Source organism: Acinetobacter calcoaceticus (assembly GCF_016508255.1).
GTDB lineage: Bacteria > Pseudomonadota > Gammaproteobacteria > Pseudomonadales > Moraxellaceae > Acinetobacter > Acinetobacter calcoaceticus_E.
Genome location: NZ_JADVKT010000007.1, coordinates 1 through 15,463, shown reverse-complemented (window position 1 = coordinate 15,463; position 15,463 = coordinate 1). Strand labels below are relative to the sequence as shown.

15 protein-coding genes are annotated in these 15,463 nt (G+C 39.8%); 12 read left to right on the top strand and 3 right to left on the bottom strand.

Annotated elements, in window-relative coordinates; genetic code table 11:
* Positions 1–4: 4 nt before the first annotated feature.
* From argA to I5515_RS13595, 7 genes are all read left to right on the top strand, one after another.
* A complete protein-coding gene (gene argA, locus I5515_RS13625; protein ID WP_199967775.1) occupies positions 5–1,360 on the top strand; it encodes an amino-acid N-acetyltransferase in 1,356 nt (451 codons plus the stop codon).
* A 333-nt stretch (positions 1,361–1,693) separates the two neighbouring features.
* Entirely contained in the window at positions 1,694–2,662 is a 969-nt protein-coding gene (locus tag I5515_RS13620; RefSeq protein ID WP_199967773.1) for a sulfonate ABC transporter substrate-binding protein, read from the top strand.
* Positions 2,663–2,734: 72 nt separating this feature from the next.
* Entirely contained in the window at positions 2,735–3,718 is a 984-nt protein-coding gene (locus I5515_RS13615) for a sulfonate ABC transporter substrate-binding protein (RefSeq protein ID WP_199968036.1), read from the top strand.
* A 26-nt stretch (positions 3,719–3,744) separates the two neighbouring features.
* Positions 3,745–4,920 (top strand): FMNH2-dependent alkanesulfonate monooxygenase, encoded by a 1,176-nt coding sequence (gene ssuD, locus I5515_RS13610; RefSeq protein ID WP_199967771.1) that lies wholly within the window; start codon positions 3,745–3,747, stop codon positions 4,918–4,920.
* Entirely contained in the window at positions 4,917–5,714 is a 798-nt protein-coding gene (gene ssuC / locus I5515_RS13605; protein ID WP_199967769.1) for an aliphatic sulfonate ABC transporter permease SsuC, read from the top strand. Before ssuD ends, ssuC begins: the two co-directional genes overlap by 4 nt.
* A gap of 13 nt (positions 5,715–5,727) precedes the next feature.
* Positions 5,728–6,528, top strand: a complete 801-nt coding sequence (locus tag I5515_RS13600; RefSeq protein ID WP_199967767.1) for an ABC transporter ATP-binding protein — start codon at positions 5,728–5,730, stop codon at positions 6,526–6,528.
* A 259-nt stretch (positions 6,529–6,787) separates the two neighbouring features.
* Positions 6,788–7,408, top strand: a complete 621-nt coding sequence (locus I5515_RS13595; protein ID WP_199968035.1) for a TetR family transcriptional regulator C-terminal domain-containing protein — start codon at positions 6,788–6,790, stop codon at positions 7,406–7,408.
* Positions 7,409–7,442: 34 nt separating this feature from the next.
* Here the strand turns inward: I5515_RS13595 and I5515_RS13590 are convergent, their stop codons facing one another.
* Together I5515_RS13590 and I5515_RS13585 are read right to left on the bottom strand one after the other, a co-directional pair.
* Complete coding sequence (locus I5515_RS13590) at positions 7,443–8,009, bottom strand: 5'-nucleosidase (RefSeq protein WP_199967757.1); 567 nt, start codon at positions 8,007–8,009, stop codon at positions 7,443–7,445.
* An 80-nt stretch (positions 8,010–8,089) separates the two neighbouring features.
* Positions 8,090–9,223, bottom strand: a complete 1,134-nt coding sequence (locus I5515_RS13585; protein WP_199967755.1) for a TDT family transporter — start codon at positions 9,221–9,223, stop codon at positions 8,090–8,092.
* Positions 9,224–9,430: 207 nt separating this feature from the next.
* Between I5515_RS13585 and ribF the strand changes: the two genes are divergently transcribed.
* The 5 genes from ribF to I5515_RS13560 all read left to right on the top strand — a co-directional run bounded on the left by ribF (position 9,431) and on the right by I5515_RS13560 (position 15,026).
* Positions 9,431–10,432, top strand: a complete 1,002-nt coding sequence (gene ribF, locus I5515_RS13580) for a bifunctional riboflavin kinase/FAD synthetase (protein WP_199967753.1) — start codon at positions 9,431–9,433, stop codon at positions 10,430–10,432.
* Positions 10,433–10,493: 61 nt separating this feature from the next.
* Entirely contained in the window at positions 10,494–13,331 is a 2,838-nt protein-coding gene (gene ileS, locus I5515_RS13575; RefSeq protein ID WP_199967752.1) for an isoleucine--tRNA ligase, read from the top strand.
* Positions 13,324–13,854, top strand: a complete 531-nt coding sequence (gene lspA / locus I5515_RS13570; RefSeq protein WP_199967747.1) for a signal peptidase II — start codon at positions 13,324–13,326, stop codon at positions 13,852–13,854. The genes ileS and lspA overlap by 8 nt, the downstream gene beginning before the upstream one ends.
* A 1-nt stretch (position 13,855) precedes the next feature.
* Positions 13,856–14,338 carry an FKBP-type peptidyl-prolyl cis-trans isomerase gene (locus I5515_RS13565; RefSeq protein WP_133976061.1) on the top strand — a complete coding sequence of 161 codons (483 nt, stop codon included), beginning with the start codon at positions 13,856–13,858 and terminating at the stop codon, positions 14,336–14,338.
* 145 nt (positions 14,339–14,483) lie between these two features.
* A complete protein-coding gene (locus I5515_RS13560) occupies positions 14,484–15,026 on the top strand; it encodes an NADPH-dependent FMN reductase (RefSeq protein ID WP_199967745.1) in 543 nt (180 codons plus the stop codon).
* 46 nt (positions 15,027–15,072) lie between these two features.
* Here I5515_RS13560 and I5515_RS13555 read toward each other — a convergent pair whose 3' ends face one another.
* Positions 15,073–15,384, bottom strand: a complete 312-nt coding sequence (locus I5515_RS13555) for an ankyrin repeat domain-containing protein (RefSeq protein WP_199967743.1) — start codon at positions 15,382–15,384, stop codon at positions 15,073–15,075.
* Positions 15,385–15,463: the final 79 nt, after the last annotated feature.

Here is a 15,463-nt window from a genome sequence, read left to right as displayed (position 1 = left end):
CGGTATGCCAACTAAGTCTTTAGAGAAATCACATAATAACACCCAACATTATGTACATTGGTTCCGACATTCAGCACCCTATATCAATGCCCATCGCGATAAAACTTTTGTTTTAATGTTTGGCGGTGAAGCCGTGCGCGATCCTAATTTCGAACATATCATTCATGATATTGCTTTATTGCATTCGCTTGGTATCCGTTTAATTTTAGTACACGGCGCACGCCCACAAATTAATCAAAACCTTAAAGATAAAGGAATTGAAACCCCTTTTTATGACAACAGTCGTATTACAACACGTGAGTCATTAAGCTGTGTGATGAGTGCGGTGGGCTCTATTCGTTTAGAAATTGAAGCATTGTTATCTATGGGATTAGCTAACTCTCCAATGTACGGCGCTCGAATAGATGTTGTATCAGGTAATTTCGTAACAGCTAAACCCTATGGTATTCGTGATGGAATGGACTTTCAGCTTACTGGTGAAGTCCGTTCAATAGACACCGATGCGATTCAACGCCATCTTGATAACGACAATATTGTTTTACTTGGCCCGACTGGTTACTCGACCACAGGCGAAGTATTTAATTTAAGAGCTGAAGAAGTTGCGACCAAAACCGCGACGTATATGAAAGCAGATAAATTAATCTTTTTAGGTGAGCAACAAGGTTTGCTTAACGAAGAAGGACAGTTATTGCGTGAATTAAGCCCTCATCAACTGGACTACTATATTCAACAATATCAAACCAGCAGCCCAACCTTAACTCTACATTTACAAGAAGCAAAAAAAGCGTCCTTATCCGGTGTACACCGTGTCCATCTAATTTCTTATGCCTATGATGGTGCCCTTCTCGAAGAGTTATTTACTCGAGATGGCATAGGAACGATGATTACCGATGCGCATTATGAAGAAGTCCGCACAGCCCATATTAAAGATGTGGGTGGCTTAATGAATTTATTACGCCCTTTAGAAGAAGAAGGCATCTTGGTTTATCGTTCACGTGAACGTCTAGAGCAAGAAATCAGCCAATTTGCGGTCATTGAACGCGACGGTATGATTTTGGCCTGTGCTGCCCTTTATCCAATTCCAACCGAATTTAAAGAAACACGTTCAGCAGAAATTGCCTGTGTTGCAGTACATCCGAGCTATCGTAAATCAAACCGTGGTAGCCAGATTTTGCAGTTCCTTGAAGAAAAGGCCAAGCAACAAGGTATTCGTCAATTATTTGTTTTAACAACGCGTACCGCACATTGGTTTTTAGAACATGGTTTCCATCAAGTCAGTGTTGATGATTTACCTAATGCCCGTCAGGAACTATATAACTACCAAAGAAACTCTTTGGTCTTTAAGAAATTGCTTCCTTAGCTTTTGCTGTTTTTAAGATATTCTTATTTCAGCTAAGCTTAGCTAAAAAAGTATGACCATAAGCTCTATTATTTTATGGTTGTACTTTTTTTAAATCTTCATTTTTTAGCATTTTAATATTTTTTATTTTATTTACAAAAACTTAACGATAAATCAATAAATATTCTTCTATTTAACAAATCATTTTTTTGCATAAGTTTATAGCCTAATGTTTTTAGCTTTTTTTTGCATAAATAAAGACCGAATACTTATTTTTTATGAAATAAAAATCCCTTTAGGGTATCTGCTCATCCAATTATTTTTCTTTTTCTCTTTCGGGGAGCATAAAATCTCATGGCACTTTTTAAATCAACCTCATGGGCAAAATATACAGTTGTTGCAGCCAGCCTTGCGGGAGTGATGATGCTAGGAGGTTGTGCCAAAAAAGAGGAAAAAACCACCACAACTTTAAATATCGGCTATCAAAAATATGGCATCCTTCCTATTTTAAAAGCACGTGGTGACTTAGAAAAAGCATTAAAAGATCAAGGCGTGCAAGTGAAATGGGTGGAATTTCCTGCTGGTCCTCAATTACTTGAAGGCTTAAATGTAGGGAGCGTTTCACTCGGTGAAGCAGGTGAAGCACCACCTATTTTTGCTCAAGCCGCCAATCCAAATTTAGTCTATGTCGCAAACCAACCTGCTGCGCCAAAAGCCGAAGCATTATTGGTACAAAAAGACTCTCCAATTCAGTCTATTAAAGATTTAAAAGGCAAACGTGTTGCTCTTAATAAAGGTTCGAATGTTCATTATCTATTATTAAAAGTTCTAGAAGCGAACCACTTAACATTAAGTGATATTCAACCTGTTTATTTACCGCCATCCGACGCACGTGCTGCCTTTGAAAAAGGTGCTGTAGATGCATGGGTTATTTGGGATCCGTTCTTTGCAGCAGCTGAGCATCAAATTCAAGCTCGAGTTTTAGCAACAGGTGAAAATTTAGTAAGCAATCATCAGTTCTATCTAGCTGACCGTAAATTTGCAGAAAAGAATCCAAAAGTTTTAAACACCGTTGTCCAAACACTTAACCAGACAACTGAATGGGTCAGTTCGCATCAAGATGAAGCTGCAAAGCTACTCGAAAAACCTACAGCACTTGAGTTTGATGTACTTAAAACTTCCATTTCACGTATGGGTTTTGGAGTTCAGCCAATCTCTGACAAGGTGGCACAAGAACAACAATATGTTGCTGATGCCTTTTATGCGCAAAAGCTCATTCCAAACAAACTCACCATTCAAGATGCCATTTTAAAACTGAAATAAACCCAGCTTGGGCACAGCTTCAATAATCATATAAATGCTGTGCCTGACCTCAAGGGGAACAAGGATATGAATATGCAACACCAGTCATTATTTAATAAGGGTCAATGGACTCAATTAGTTAAGCGCTTTAGCGCAGTCGCTGTATTAGGTTTAACAATTGCCGCACCCGCTTGGGCAATTGACCCTACTGTAAAAGAACTTCGTATCGGTTTTCAAAAAAGCTCGATTAACTTTGCAATTGCCAAACAGCAAAAATTATTTGAACAAGAATTTCCAAATGCCAAAATCACTTGGAATGAGTTCCCTGCGGGCCCTCAAATTTTAGAAGCTTTGGCTGTCGGTTCACTTGATGTAGGCGTTACTGGGGACACCCCTCCGGTCTATGCTCAAGCAGCTGGCAAGCCTTTATATTACATTGCCTATGAAGCAGCTAAGCCATTGGCATCGGCAATTTTAGTTCCTAAAAACTCACAGTTAACTCAACTTAAAGACCTGAAAGGCAAGCGTATTGCACTGCAAAAAGGTTCTAGCTCCCACTATTTACTCGTACAAGCAGTGCGTAAAGCAGGCCTAAAATGGAGCGATATTACTCCAATCTGGCTTACACCTGCCGATGCTCGTGCTGCATTTCAAAAAGGAGCTGTTGATGCATGGGCAATTTGGGATCCTTACTTCGCTTCAGCACAATTAGAAGATCAGGCTCGCATTCTTGCATCAGGTAAAGGCTTAAGCCCGAATTATACCTTTTACTTAGCCGCTCCAAATTTTGTTAAGCAATATCCTAAAGCTGTCTCAGGACTCATCAAACAAATTAATCAAGCCGACAAATGGGTTCAAAGCCATCAAGCAGAAACGGCAACTGCCATTGGTCAAAGTACAGGACTCAAACCTGCCACCAGTGACCTATTTATTAAACGCCGTCCACGCCCATCATCGGCAGCTCCGCTCAACAGCAAAGTTATTGCCGAGCAACAGCAGCTCGCTGACATCTTTACTCAACAAGGCATCATTCCAAAACCAATCAGCATCAAACAAGCTGTTTGGGTTGCCAAGTAATTTCAACATACATATAGGTAATGCACATGAAAATTTTCTGGTTTATTCCTACCCACGGTGATAGTCGCTATTTAGGTACAAGTAAAGGCGCTCGTCAGGTTGACCATGCCTATATGAAGCAAATTGCTGTGGCGGTAGATAATTTGGGTTATGAAGGCGTACTTATTCCAACTGGTCGTTCATGTGAAGATCCATGGATTACAGCGGCCAGCCTCATTGACGCAACTCAACACCTTAAGTTTTTAGTTGCCTTACGCCCAGGCGTAACTACACCAGCTTTAGCAGCACGTATGGCCGCAACATTTGACCGCTTGTCGAATGGTCGTGTGTTACTCAACTTAGTCACTGGTGGTGATGAAGCTGAACTACGCGGTGATGGTTTATATGAAGATCACTCAACACGTTATCAAACAGCCAATGAATATGTAAAAATCTGGCGTGAAATTTTGACACGCTCACATACCGGTGAAGCATTTACCTTCCACGGTGAACGTTTACAAGTAGATGACGCTAAACTGCTCTACCCACCTGTGCAAAAGCCTTATCCACCGCTATGGTTTGGTGGTTCTTCAGATGTTGCTGTCGACCTTGCAGCAGAACAAGTCGATACTTACCTCACTTGGGGTGAGCCTCCAGCGGCAGTCAAACAGAAGGTCGAACATGTTCGTGCTAAAGCTGAGGCAAAAGGCCGTAAATTAACTTATGGCATTCGTTTGCATGTGATTGTTCGCGAAACCAATGAACAAGCTTGGGCAGCTGCCAATGAGCTTATCCAATATCTTGATGATGCAACTATCGCTGCTGCACAGAAAAAATTTGCACAAATGGACTCTGTAGGCCAACAACGTATGGCGGCTCTACACGGCGGCAACCGAGACAAGCTTGAAGTATCTCCAAACCTTTGGGCCGGCATTGGCTTAGTCCGTGGTGGAGCTGGAACGGCGCTTGTAGGTGACCCAGAAACCGTTGCTGCCCGTATTCAGGAATATGCTGACTTAGGTATCGATACTTTTATTTTCTCAGGCTATCCGCATCTTGAAGAATCAATCCGTTTTGCAGAATTAGTATTCCCGTTATTACCAATCGAAACTCGCGCTAAACTTGCTCAGCCAAACCTGACTGGGCCATTTGGTGAAATTATTGCCAACAACTATGTTCCAGACGAGAAGAAGCAAAATAGTTCCGTCAAGGAGCCTGCATGAGCAAAGCTGAAAGCATTGTTTCACGTGGAACCAAGCAAATCGGGCAGCGTTTGCTGCCTTGGATTTTCCCTATTGTTCTATTGGTTATTTGGCAAATTGCCTCAAGCTCGGGTCTTTTAGAGAACCGTATTTTGCCTGCACCGACTGCTGTGGTTTCCGCTTTTTGGCATCTCCTCCTTAGTGGAGAATTATGGCATCACGTTAAAGTAAGTGCTGGTCGCGCTTTGATTGGTCTTTTGGTTGGTGGTGGTTTAGGTTTGCTATTAGGTCTGCTGAATGGGTCTTCACGTTTTGCATCTACCCTGCTCGATACGACCTTACAAATGATTCGTAATATTCCAGCTCTTGCGCTTATTCCGCTCGTAATTTTGTGGTTCGGGATTGATGAAACTGCCAAATTATTTTTAGTCGCTGTAGGTGTTTTTTTTCCGATTTATATCAACACTTATCACGGTATTCGGTCAGTTGACCCTCAGCTCATTGAAATGGGTAAAAGCTATGGCCTTTCTCGTTGGCAGCTTTATAAAGAAATCATTCTGCCCGGTGCAATGCCATCAATTTTAGTCGGTTTACGCTTTGCTTTAGGCTTGGTTTGGGTATTACTCATTGTTGCTGAAACCATTTCTGCTCAGGCAGGTATTGGCTATATGACCATGAATGCACGGGAATTTTTACAAACAGATGTAGTGCTAGTCGGTATTCTTCTTTATGCCCTATTAGGTAAGTTAGCAGATGTTTTAGCACAGATTTTAGAACGCTATTTACTACGTTGGCACTCTGGCTATCAAAAATAAGGGAGCTTAAAACATGACAAATCTGAATTTAAATATTAATCAGAATGATGTACAGCTTATTCCAGAAAACCCGCAAGAATCATCAGAACCAGTCTTTGGCGCAGAAATTCTTATTGAGCAACTTTATAAATTCTATGGCGAGGTAAAGGTCCTTGAAGATCTTGACTTACATATTCAGCCAGGTGAATTTTTGGCTATTGTGGGCCGAAGTGGGTGTGGTAAAAGTACTTTATTACGCTTAATTGCCCAACTTGAAAAAGCCAGCTTTGGAGAAATCAAATTTAAATCTGCCCGTCATTTGCGCGAAGGCATTACCAATGATGATATTCGGGTCATGTTCCAAGATCCTCGTTTGCTCCCTTGGAGAAATATTCTTCAAAATGTTCAACTCGGACTACCTAAAACCCAACATGCTTTGGCAGAAGAATTATTAGAAAAAGTAGGTTTAAAAGAAAAAGCTGGTCAATGGCCTTCCCAACTCTCTGGTGGGCAACGTCAACGTACCGCTTTAGCACGTGCACTTTCGCATACGCCACGTATTTTGTTGCTTGATGAGCCTTTGGGAGCATTAGACGCGCTAACTCGACTTGAGATGCAGAGCTTGATTGAACGCTTATGGAAAGAACAAGGTTTTACAGCCATTTTAGTGACACATGATGTGAGTGAAGCTGTTCAATTGGCTGACCGTATTATCTTATTAGATAAGGGCCAAATCGCTCAAAGTTTTCAAGTTAATTTGCCACGTCCCCGTAAAAAGAGTATTTCTTTTGCTCAGCTTGAGCAGCAAGTTCTTGATGCTGTTTTAGCCACTTAAGAACAATGATAGGAAAAATAATCATAGCTCATAAAAATGCCCACTTTTCGAGCAATAAAGCTGCTGTTTTATTGCTCTTTTTTAGGGCGAAATTTAAAAAATATTTTTAAGAATAACAATAAACTAGTGAATCTCTCTATTTTTTGCACAATAGTATATCTATTACGCAAATAACTAGCCGTTTTTTGATTAAAAAAGCAAGACACCTGTGCACAAATCAAACAATTTCCCTTACAATGGGAATATTATTTTTTTAATTATGCAGCAGATGGAACAAAAGAAGAGTACCCAAAAGCGCAATCAGCTTCTTGCTGCCGCCCTTGATGTGTTTTCACTATATGGGTTTACTGGCGCAAGTCTGGATGAAATTGCCCAACTCGCCGACATGCATAAGTCGAATATTTTCTATTACTACGAAAATAAAGAGTCTTTATACGTAGAAGTGCTCACAACTGTTTTACAAAAATGGTTGGCTCCCTTACAAACTTTAGAAGCTGAGTTAGAACCAGCCGAAGCCCTAACACATTACTTAATTCAAAAAATCGAACTTTCACGTAGCCAACCCAAAGCATCTAGATTATTTGCTTTAGAAATTATTCAGGGTGCGCCGCATATACTCCCTATTCTCAAAGGACCATTAAAAAAACTATTTAAACGTAAGGCTAAAGTGATCCAGACTTGGCAAGAGGAAGGAAAAATTTCACCAGATATCGATCCGGAATTATTAATCTTAAACATTTGGGGACTTACGCAAAACTATGCAGATTTTGCTACTCAAATGGAAATGGTTACCGGAAAAACGCTTCGCAACCGCAGTATGTTCCAACGCTCAATTGAGCATACAGTTCATCTGATGCTCTACGGCGTATTACCTCGTTAAAAATAAAAAGATCGGCAATTTTGCCGATCTTTTTTTAGAAATGATTTTGATAAAGTGCTAAGAGTTTTTGTGCACCTAATAATAAATTTTCTTCCCAATCCAGATGAGCCGTATCATCCGCTCCATCCGTAATATATTTCACCGAAATCAAGCGTACTCCTAACTTGTGGCAAACTTTTGCTAAAGCATAGCCTTCCATATCAACCACATTACACGCTACCTTTGGCTGCCCTGTTTCAAAAGAATCACCTGTTCCACAAACTGCTTTTGGCAAATTTGAAAAATGCGGTTGAAGATGAATCTCAGCGGCCAAATGATCATCTAACGGCGTTACACCAACTTCAAATCCTAAAGGTGAAACATCCATATCACGTTGCACAAAAGTTTCAACTTCGACTAAATCATGTCGATTAAATGCAGAGCTTCCCGCTGTACCTAAGTTAATTAAAGTTTTACAACCCGTTTTCTGAATAACTTCAAATGCTTTAAAAGCCGCATTAACTTTACCGATACCACTGTAATGGACTTCAATACCTGCTTGTTCAAATAAACCTTTAGATTCATTAGGAAGTGCCATAATTAAAGCAATATCAGTGTTCATTCAAAAAGCTCAAGTCAAAATCAATAAAATTAGAAAATAAGTATAAATCAGGTGCAAAAGCTTTTTGCACCTTTTCATTATTACTGCAATTTTTGTTGTAAAGCGATTAAGCATGGAGAAAAGAACAGTTGCCCACTATAAGCTCCTGCTAGCGTTTTCTTCATTACTACACTCCACATCACTAATAATAAAAGGCTCAATGCCACTGCAACGTATTGTAAAAATACAATTTCAACCTGATGCCCTAAATTAAAGAGTGCCAGAATAAATACGCCTAATGGAAAGGTTAAGCCCCACCAGCCCAAGTTGAATGGAATACCTGTCTTTGCATGACGAAGCGTTGTTAAAATCGCAAGACCGAGCCACCATAAGCCGAAACCAACAAGAACTAGACTCCCCACAATTCCTAAAGCTTGAAAGACATTCGCAAATTGATGAAATCCTACATGTGGAGCCACTCTTTGCGCCTGCTCACCTAGCAACAATAATCCTAAAGCACCTGTCCCGATAGGACCTAAAGAAAGCCAGCTAGAAATTGCGACTTCTTTTTCAGGTAACTGATGCAAAGCCATACGCAACATTAAAATCGTCAAAATGGCAAATGCGGGTAAGACAGAAATTCCCCACAGTACGTAGCCTACTAGCAATAAGTGAAAGCTATGCAAATCGGCTGGTAAATGTGCCACTAGCACCCCAGCAGAACTTGCTGCTACTTCACAAGCAACTACAGGTAAAAGCCAGATTGCTGTCATCGTGTGTAGCTGATGGTTCTGACGGCTAAACATACAAAATGGTACAATCCAAGCAATTACTAAAGCTAAAAATACATCGAAGTACCATAAGGCTTGAGCAATATGTATCGCAACTTCACCATACAATCCGACACCAAAGCTTAGAAAGCCATTGATTATAGTTGCGAGTCCCATTGGAATAGCACCTAAGAACAAGCTCATATTCGGATGATTAAATATTTGCTTCGCTTCATGAGGGAAAAGAAGCCACCGCAATAAATAAAGACCTGAAAAAACACTAAATAGGACAATATTAAATTGCCATAATAAAGTGGCCAGCATGAATAAAAATGATTGTGCAAATGGAAGCTGAATTAAAATCATACTTACCACACCAGTACCCATAGTCGCTGTAAACCAATTTGGGGTAAAATGTCGTATAACATCTTTACTTTGATTTAATTGGTAAAAGGGTCTTTTCATCTTAAGTCTCTAATCAAAGAGGGAATGGAGCTATAGTAGGCTAAATCAATAATAAGAAAAATTGATTTATTTTTATTTAATTCATCAATATTTTAGATATACAGATATTCATATTGAAAAATAACTGAGTAAAAACACAACAACAAGACGAATCTGTGAGATTATGGCAATATATAGCCCTTGCAAAAATAGCCATATTTTAAGTTCATGAAACTGCTTCGTCTTAATGCTTTATCGCCCAATTTTCAGTTACCCCAAACAGCGGTAACTATTGGTAATTTTGATGGTGTCCATTTAGGTCACCAAGCGATGATTGCTCAACTCAAAAAAATTGCTGCAGAACAAGGCTTAAAAATATTGGTCATGATTTTTGAGCCACAACCTCTTGAGTTCTTTAAAGGCTACGATGCTCCTCCTCGTATTAATTCATTACGAGAAAAAGTCGAATATCTAGCCGAGCTTGGGGTTGATTACATTGCCGTTGCTAAATTTGATCAGCATTTCCGTAGTATGAGCGCGTCTGCCTTTGCAGACTTATTAAAAGATAAATTAAACGCGCAGGCTTTAGTTCTCGGTGATGACTTTCATTTTGGCAAAGACCGTCAAGGCAACAGCGAATTTTTAAAAAATTACGGCTTTCAAGTCACAAATTTACATACGATTGAACTTGAAGGCGAACGCGTCAGTTCAACTCGTATTCGTCAGGTACTTCAGGCAGGAAATCTTGCCTTAGCAGCTAAATTATTAGGCCGTCCGTACAGTATTACCGGACGCGTCCAATATGGTGACCAGATTGGACGAACTCTGGATTTTCCAACGATTAACGTTCGTCTCAACCGCCATAAACCTTGTTTAAATGGTATTTATGGAGTTGAAGTCATTTGCGAAACAACGTCGCTAACTCAAAAAGTGCTTCAGGATGCTCCTGAAAAACCCGGAATTGCCGGATATCATGAAAACAGCCTATATGGCGCAGGGCATGTCGGTACCCGTCCAGCCATTCAGCAAGAACATCCAGAGTGGAGATTAGAAGTACATTTCCCTGATGTTTCTGCTAATCTGTATGGCTTATTTATGCGGGTGACTTTTCTTCACTATCTTCATGGTGAATTGAACTACCCTTCGCTTGAAGCACTTAAGGCAGGAATTGATAATGACGTGCAGCAGTTACGACAATATCGTAACGACACGACACAATTTCCTTTTTAATTCGAATTTTGATTGTAAAACATGTCGGCTCCCAAGCTGATTAAACTGGATGAAAACTTGCATGAGCGATAAGCAAACTCCTGAGAATGCAGTGGACTACAAAGCCACGCTAAACCTGCCGGATACTCAATTTGCAATGAAAGCAAATTTGGCAGTACGTGAAGTGAAATGGTTAGAAGAGTGGTATACCGACAACATTTATCAGCAGATTCGTGCATCGCGTATTGGCAAGAAAAAATATATTTTGCATGATGGCCCTCCATATGCGAACGGTACAATTCACTTGGGCCATGCTGTCAATAAAGTACTTAAAGACGTTATTGTAAAAAGCCGTACTTTGTCAGGTTTCGATGCACCTTATGTGCCGGGCTGGGACTGCCATGGGTTACCAATCGAGTTAAAAGTTGAAGAAAAAGTTGGTAAAGTTGGCGAAAAAGTTGACGCGGCTACTTTCCGTAAACTCTGCCGTGAATATGCGCTAAAACAAATTGATTTGCAGCGTACTGACTTTAAACGTCTAGGTATTTTAGGTGACTGGGATAATTCTTATCTCACCATGAATTACAAACAAGAAGCCGATATCGTTCGTGCTTTAGGTTTGATTCAGAAAAATGGTCATATCCAACCAGGATTAAAGCCAGTGAACTGGTGTATGGACTGTGGTTCTGCACTTGCTGAAGCTGAAGTTGAATATGAAGATAAAAAATCTGATGCAATCGACGTTGGTTTTGGTGTTGTAGATCTAAAAGATTTAAGTGCCCGTCTAAATGTAGACGTTCAAGATCCAACTGATATTGTGATCTGGACAACGACACCATGGACATTGCCTGCTAACCAAGCGGTTGCTTTACATGCCGAAATTGAATATCAATTGGTACAAGTAACTACAGAGCGCGGTAAGCAAAACTTCATTCTTGCTAAAGACTTAGTGGCTTCAGCAATTGAGCGCTATAAACTTGAAAATCCAGTAGTTTTAGCAGACTTTACTGGTAGCAAGCTTGAAAACCTCACATTACAACACCCACTACTCACTGAGCGTCAAGTTCCAGTGATTTTAGGTGAACACGTTATCGCAACAAGCGGTACTGGGGCAGTACATACAGCTCCTGGCCATGGTGCAGACGATTATAAAGTTGGTCTTCAATATAACCTTACCGTAGATAACCCAGTGGGTGGTAACGGTGTTTATTTACCAACTGCGCCAATCTTTGCTGGTGAACACATCTATAAAGCCAATCCAAAAATTATCGAAGCTTTGGGTGCTATGGGCCGTTTATGGGCGCATCAACCAATCAAACACAGCTATCCGCACTGCTGGCGTCATAAAACTCCTATTATTTTCCGTGCAACACCACAATGGTTTATTAGCATGGATCAAAAGGGTTTACGTGAAGGTGCCATTAATGCGATTGAAAACGATATTGAATTTGTCCCGAACTGGGGTAAAAATCGTATCGAATCAATGATTGAGGGACGCCCAGATTGGTGTATCTCACGTCAACGTACTTGGGGTGTGCCAATTCCATTTTTCGTTCATAAAGATACGAATGAATTACACCCGCGTACACCTGAATTAATCGAAGAAGTTGCTAAACTTATCGAACAAGAAGGTATTGAGGCATGGTTTAAACGTGAAGCGAAAGACTTTATCGGTGAAGATGCTGAACAATATAATGCTATTCGCGATACCCTCGATGTATGGTTCGACTCTGGCACAACACATTACGCTGTACTTGAACAACGTGAAGATTTAGAAAGCCCTGCTGACTTATATTTAGAAGGTTCAGACCAACACCGTGGCTGGTTCCAGTCTTCTTTATTAACCTCTATGGCAATTCATAATCGTGCGCCATATAAAGCATTGCTAACACATGGTTTTACGGTTGATGAAAACGGTCGTAAGCTGTCAAAATCTTTAGGCAACTATATTCCGCTTGAAGAAATCATCAAACAGCTTGGTGCTGATGGTTTACGTTTGTATGTAGCTTCTAGCGACTATCGCTATGAAATTGCAGCATCAAAAGAAATCTTTAGCCGTGTAAGTGATAGCTATCGTCGTATTCGTAATACCCTACGCTTCTTGCTTGCTAACTTAAATGGTTTTAAACCAAGCACAGATGCTCTAGCAGTAGATGATCTCATCGCTCTTGATCAATACATCTTGCAGCGTGCGAATGAAGTACAACAAACGATTATCACTGCCTATGAAGAAATGAACTTCCATGTGGTATGTAGTGCGTTAACAAGCTTTTGTATTAATGACTTAGGTGGTTTCTACCTAGACATCATCAAAGATCGTCAGTACACCACTAAAGCTGATTCTCAGGCACGCCGTTCTGCACAAACAGCGCTTTACCATATTGTTCAAGCATTTATTCGTTGGATGAGCCCGATCTTAAGCTTTACCGCTCAAGAAGCTTGGCCATTGATTCCAGAACAAACTGAAAAGTATGTATTTACTTCAGAATGGTATGACCTACCTGTTTCATCAAAAGCAAACTTGCTTTCTGAGGAAGATTGGCAAACATTGATTAGCGTAAAATCTGCAGTAAATAAACAGATTGAAGCAGCTCGTAACGCTAAACTTGTCGGCAGTAATCTTTCAGCCAAAGTTGAACTTTGGGCAAATGAATCATTACAAACAGTTTTAAACCAACTGGCTGATGAACTCCGTTTTGTTCTTATTACTTCAGAAGTAGTAGTACATCCGTTTGCTGAACAAGGTGAAGCAACTGAAATGGAAGGCTTACGTGTACAAATATCTGCAGCTGAAGGTGAAAAATGCGCACGTTGCTGGCATGTCCTTCCAGATGTAAATACACATGCCGATCATCCTGGTTTATGTGGTCGTTGTATTGTGAACGTCACTGGTCGTGGCGAAGTGAGAAAATATGCCTAATTCACAAGCTAAAAAAGGCTTATTCCAGTTTTATCCACACAACCTACTTTGGCTCGGACTTTCTGTCCTTGCCATTGTCTTGGATCAATGGACAAAATGGATTGCAAGTACACATCTGAATTATGCAGATCCAGTGCCTGTGCTTCCATTTTTAAACTGGACACTCTTACATAACTATGGTGCAGCCTTTAGCTTTTTATCTGATGCAGGAGGATGGCAACGCTATTTCTTCACATCTTTAGCAGGCTTAGTTTCAGTCCTTTTTGTATTTTGGTTGCTTCGTATGCCTAAAAAAATGGTGGTACTACCTGTAGCTATCGCTTTAATTTTAGGTGGAGCACTAGGCAATTTAATTGACCGCATTACTTTAGGATATGTCGTCGATTTCATCCATGTTTATTACCAAAATCATCACTTTCCAGCTTTTAATATTGCGGACAGTGCCATTACCTTAGGTACCATCTTGCTACTCATCGATACATTCTTCCTTGAGAAGCAACGCAACCAAAATTCGGATGCATAATATGACCGAAATTATTCAACCTAACGAAGAAATTCGTATTACAGACGGCTCTAAAGTCGACCTACACTTTTCTGTCGCCATTGAAAATGGTGTAGAAATCGATAACACACGTAATCGTGAAGAACCTGTTAGCCTGACCATTGGTGATGGAAACCTTTTACCGGGGTTTGAAAAAGCATTATTTGGTTTACGTGCAGGGGACCGTCGTACAGTGCATCTTCCACCAGAAGATGCATTTGGTCCGTGGAATCCAGAAAATATTCAAACTTTCGATACTGTTAAGTTTGAACAACGCCCTATTCCTGGTCATATGATTGAGTTTGAAGATAAGGCAAAAACAACTTTATTTGGTGTAGTGAAGTCGGTTAATGATGACATTACAGAAATTGATTTTAATCACCCTTTAGCTGGGAAGAACATTACCTTTGAAGTAGAAATATTTAAGGTAACTCCCGAAGGCCAACAAGGCATTAAACTCATGTAAATAAAAAGCCCTCTTTTAGAGGGCTTTTTATTATTCAGTGTTCTAAGTAAGATTTATCTAATAATAAGAATCCTTACAAATTCTATGTTCTCACCCTCACATATAATGAATTAAGTTATAGATATAAAAATCTCAGGACAAATACATGCTGGTCTATATTATCGTCGGAAGTGTTCGTGAAGGACGTACAGCAATTAAAATTGCCAATTGGCTAGAATCCACAATTCCAACATTGGGTCTAAATAATTTCCGAACCGAAGTAGTCGACTTAAAAGAATGGGATTTACCTCTATTTTCAGGATCTCACCCACCCGCTACCGGAATTTATGATCAACCTAAGCAACAAGAATGGGCAGATAAAATTGCTCAAGCTGATGCATTTATCTTTATTAGCCCAGAATACAACCATGGTTATAGTCCAGCGTTAAAAAATGCTCTCGACTATGTGGGTAAAGAATGGAGCGATAAACCTGCTGCATTTATTGGCTATGGTTCAACAAATGGTTCTCGCTCTATCAGCCAAATACGTCAAGTCACCTCAAGCTTAAGTATCATTGATCCAAATGCTGTAATAGAGATACGAGATATCTTTAAACGCAATAAAGATGAAAAATTCGAAGCTAATGAATTTGAAGTAAAAGGACTTCAATCAATTGTTGAGAAACTACAGAAATATCATTTATCTTAAATTTTTAAAAGGCCTCCTACCATTAAAATAAGAGGCCTTTTATTTTTTATAAGCTTTTTAAATAATTTACTACGTCCATATTACTAGCCATTTCTGCAAGCTGTAGTGCTGTATATTCGCTTTTATAAGCGACTTGAGCACCTTTTGCTACCAAGAGTTTAACTATCTCTAAATGATCATTTTCAGCAGCTGCTTGCAAAGCACTATAGCCTTCATCATCTGCCTGATTGGGATCTTGCCCTTCTAAAAGCAATTGCTCTACCTGATCTAGGTCCCCCAAAGAAGCCCAATAGACTAATTCAGGGAGAGAAAGTTCTTCATTATCCTCAGGTATTGAAGAGAAGGAGTTAATTTTCACGTAAACACCTAAAAATAAGAAACTTCATCATTATATTCATACAACATGGTTAATATGCAAATCTGATTTTGAATCTATA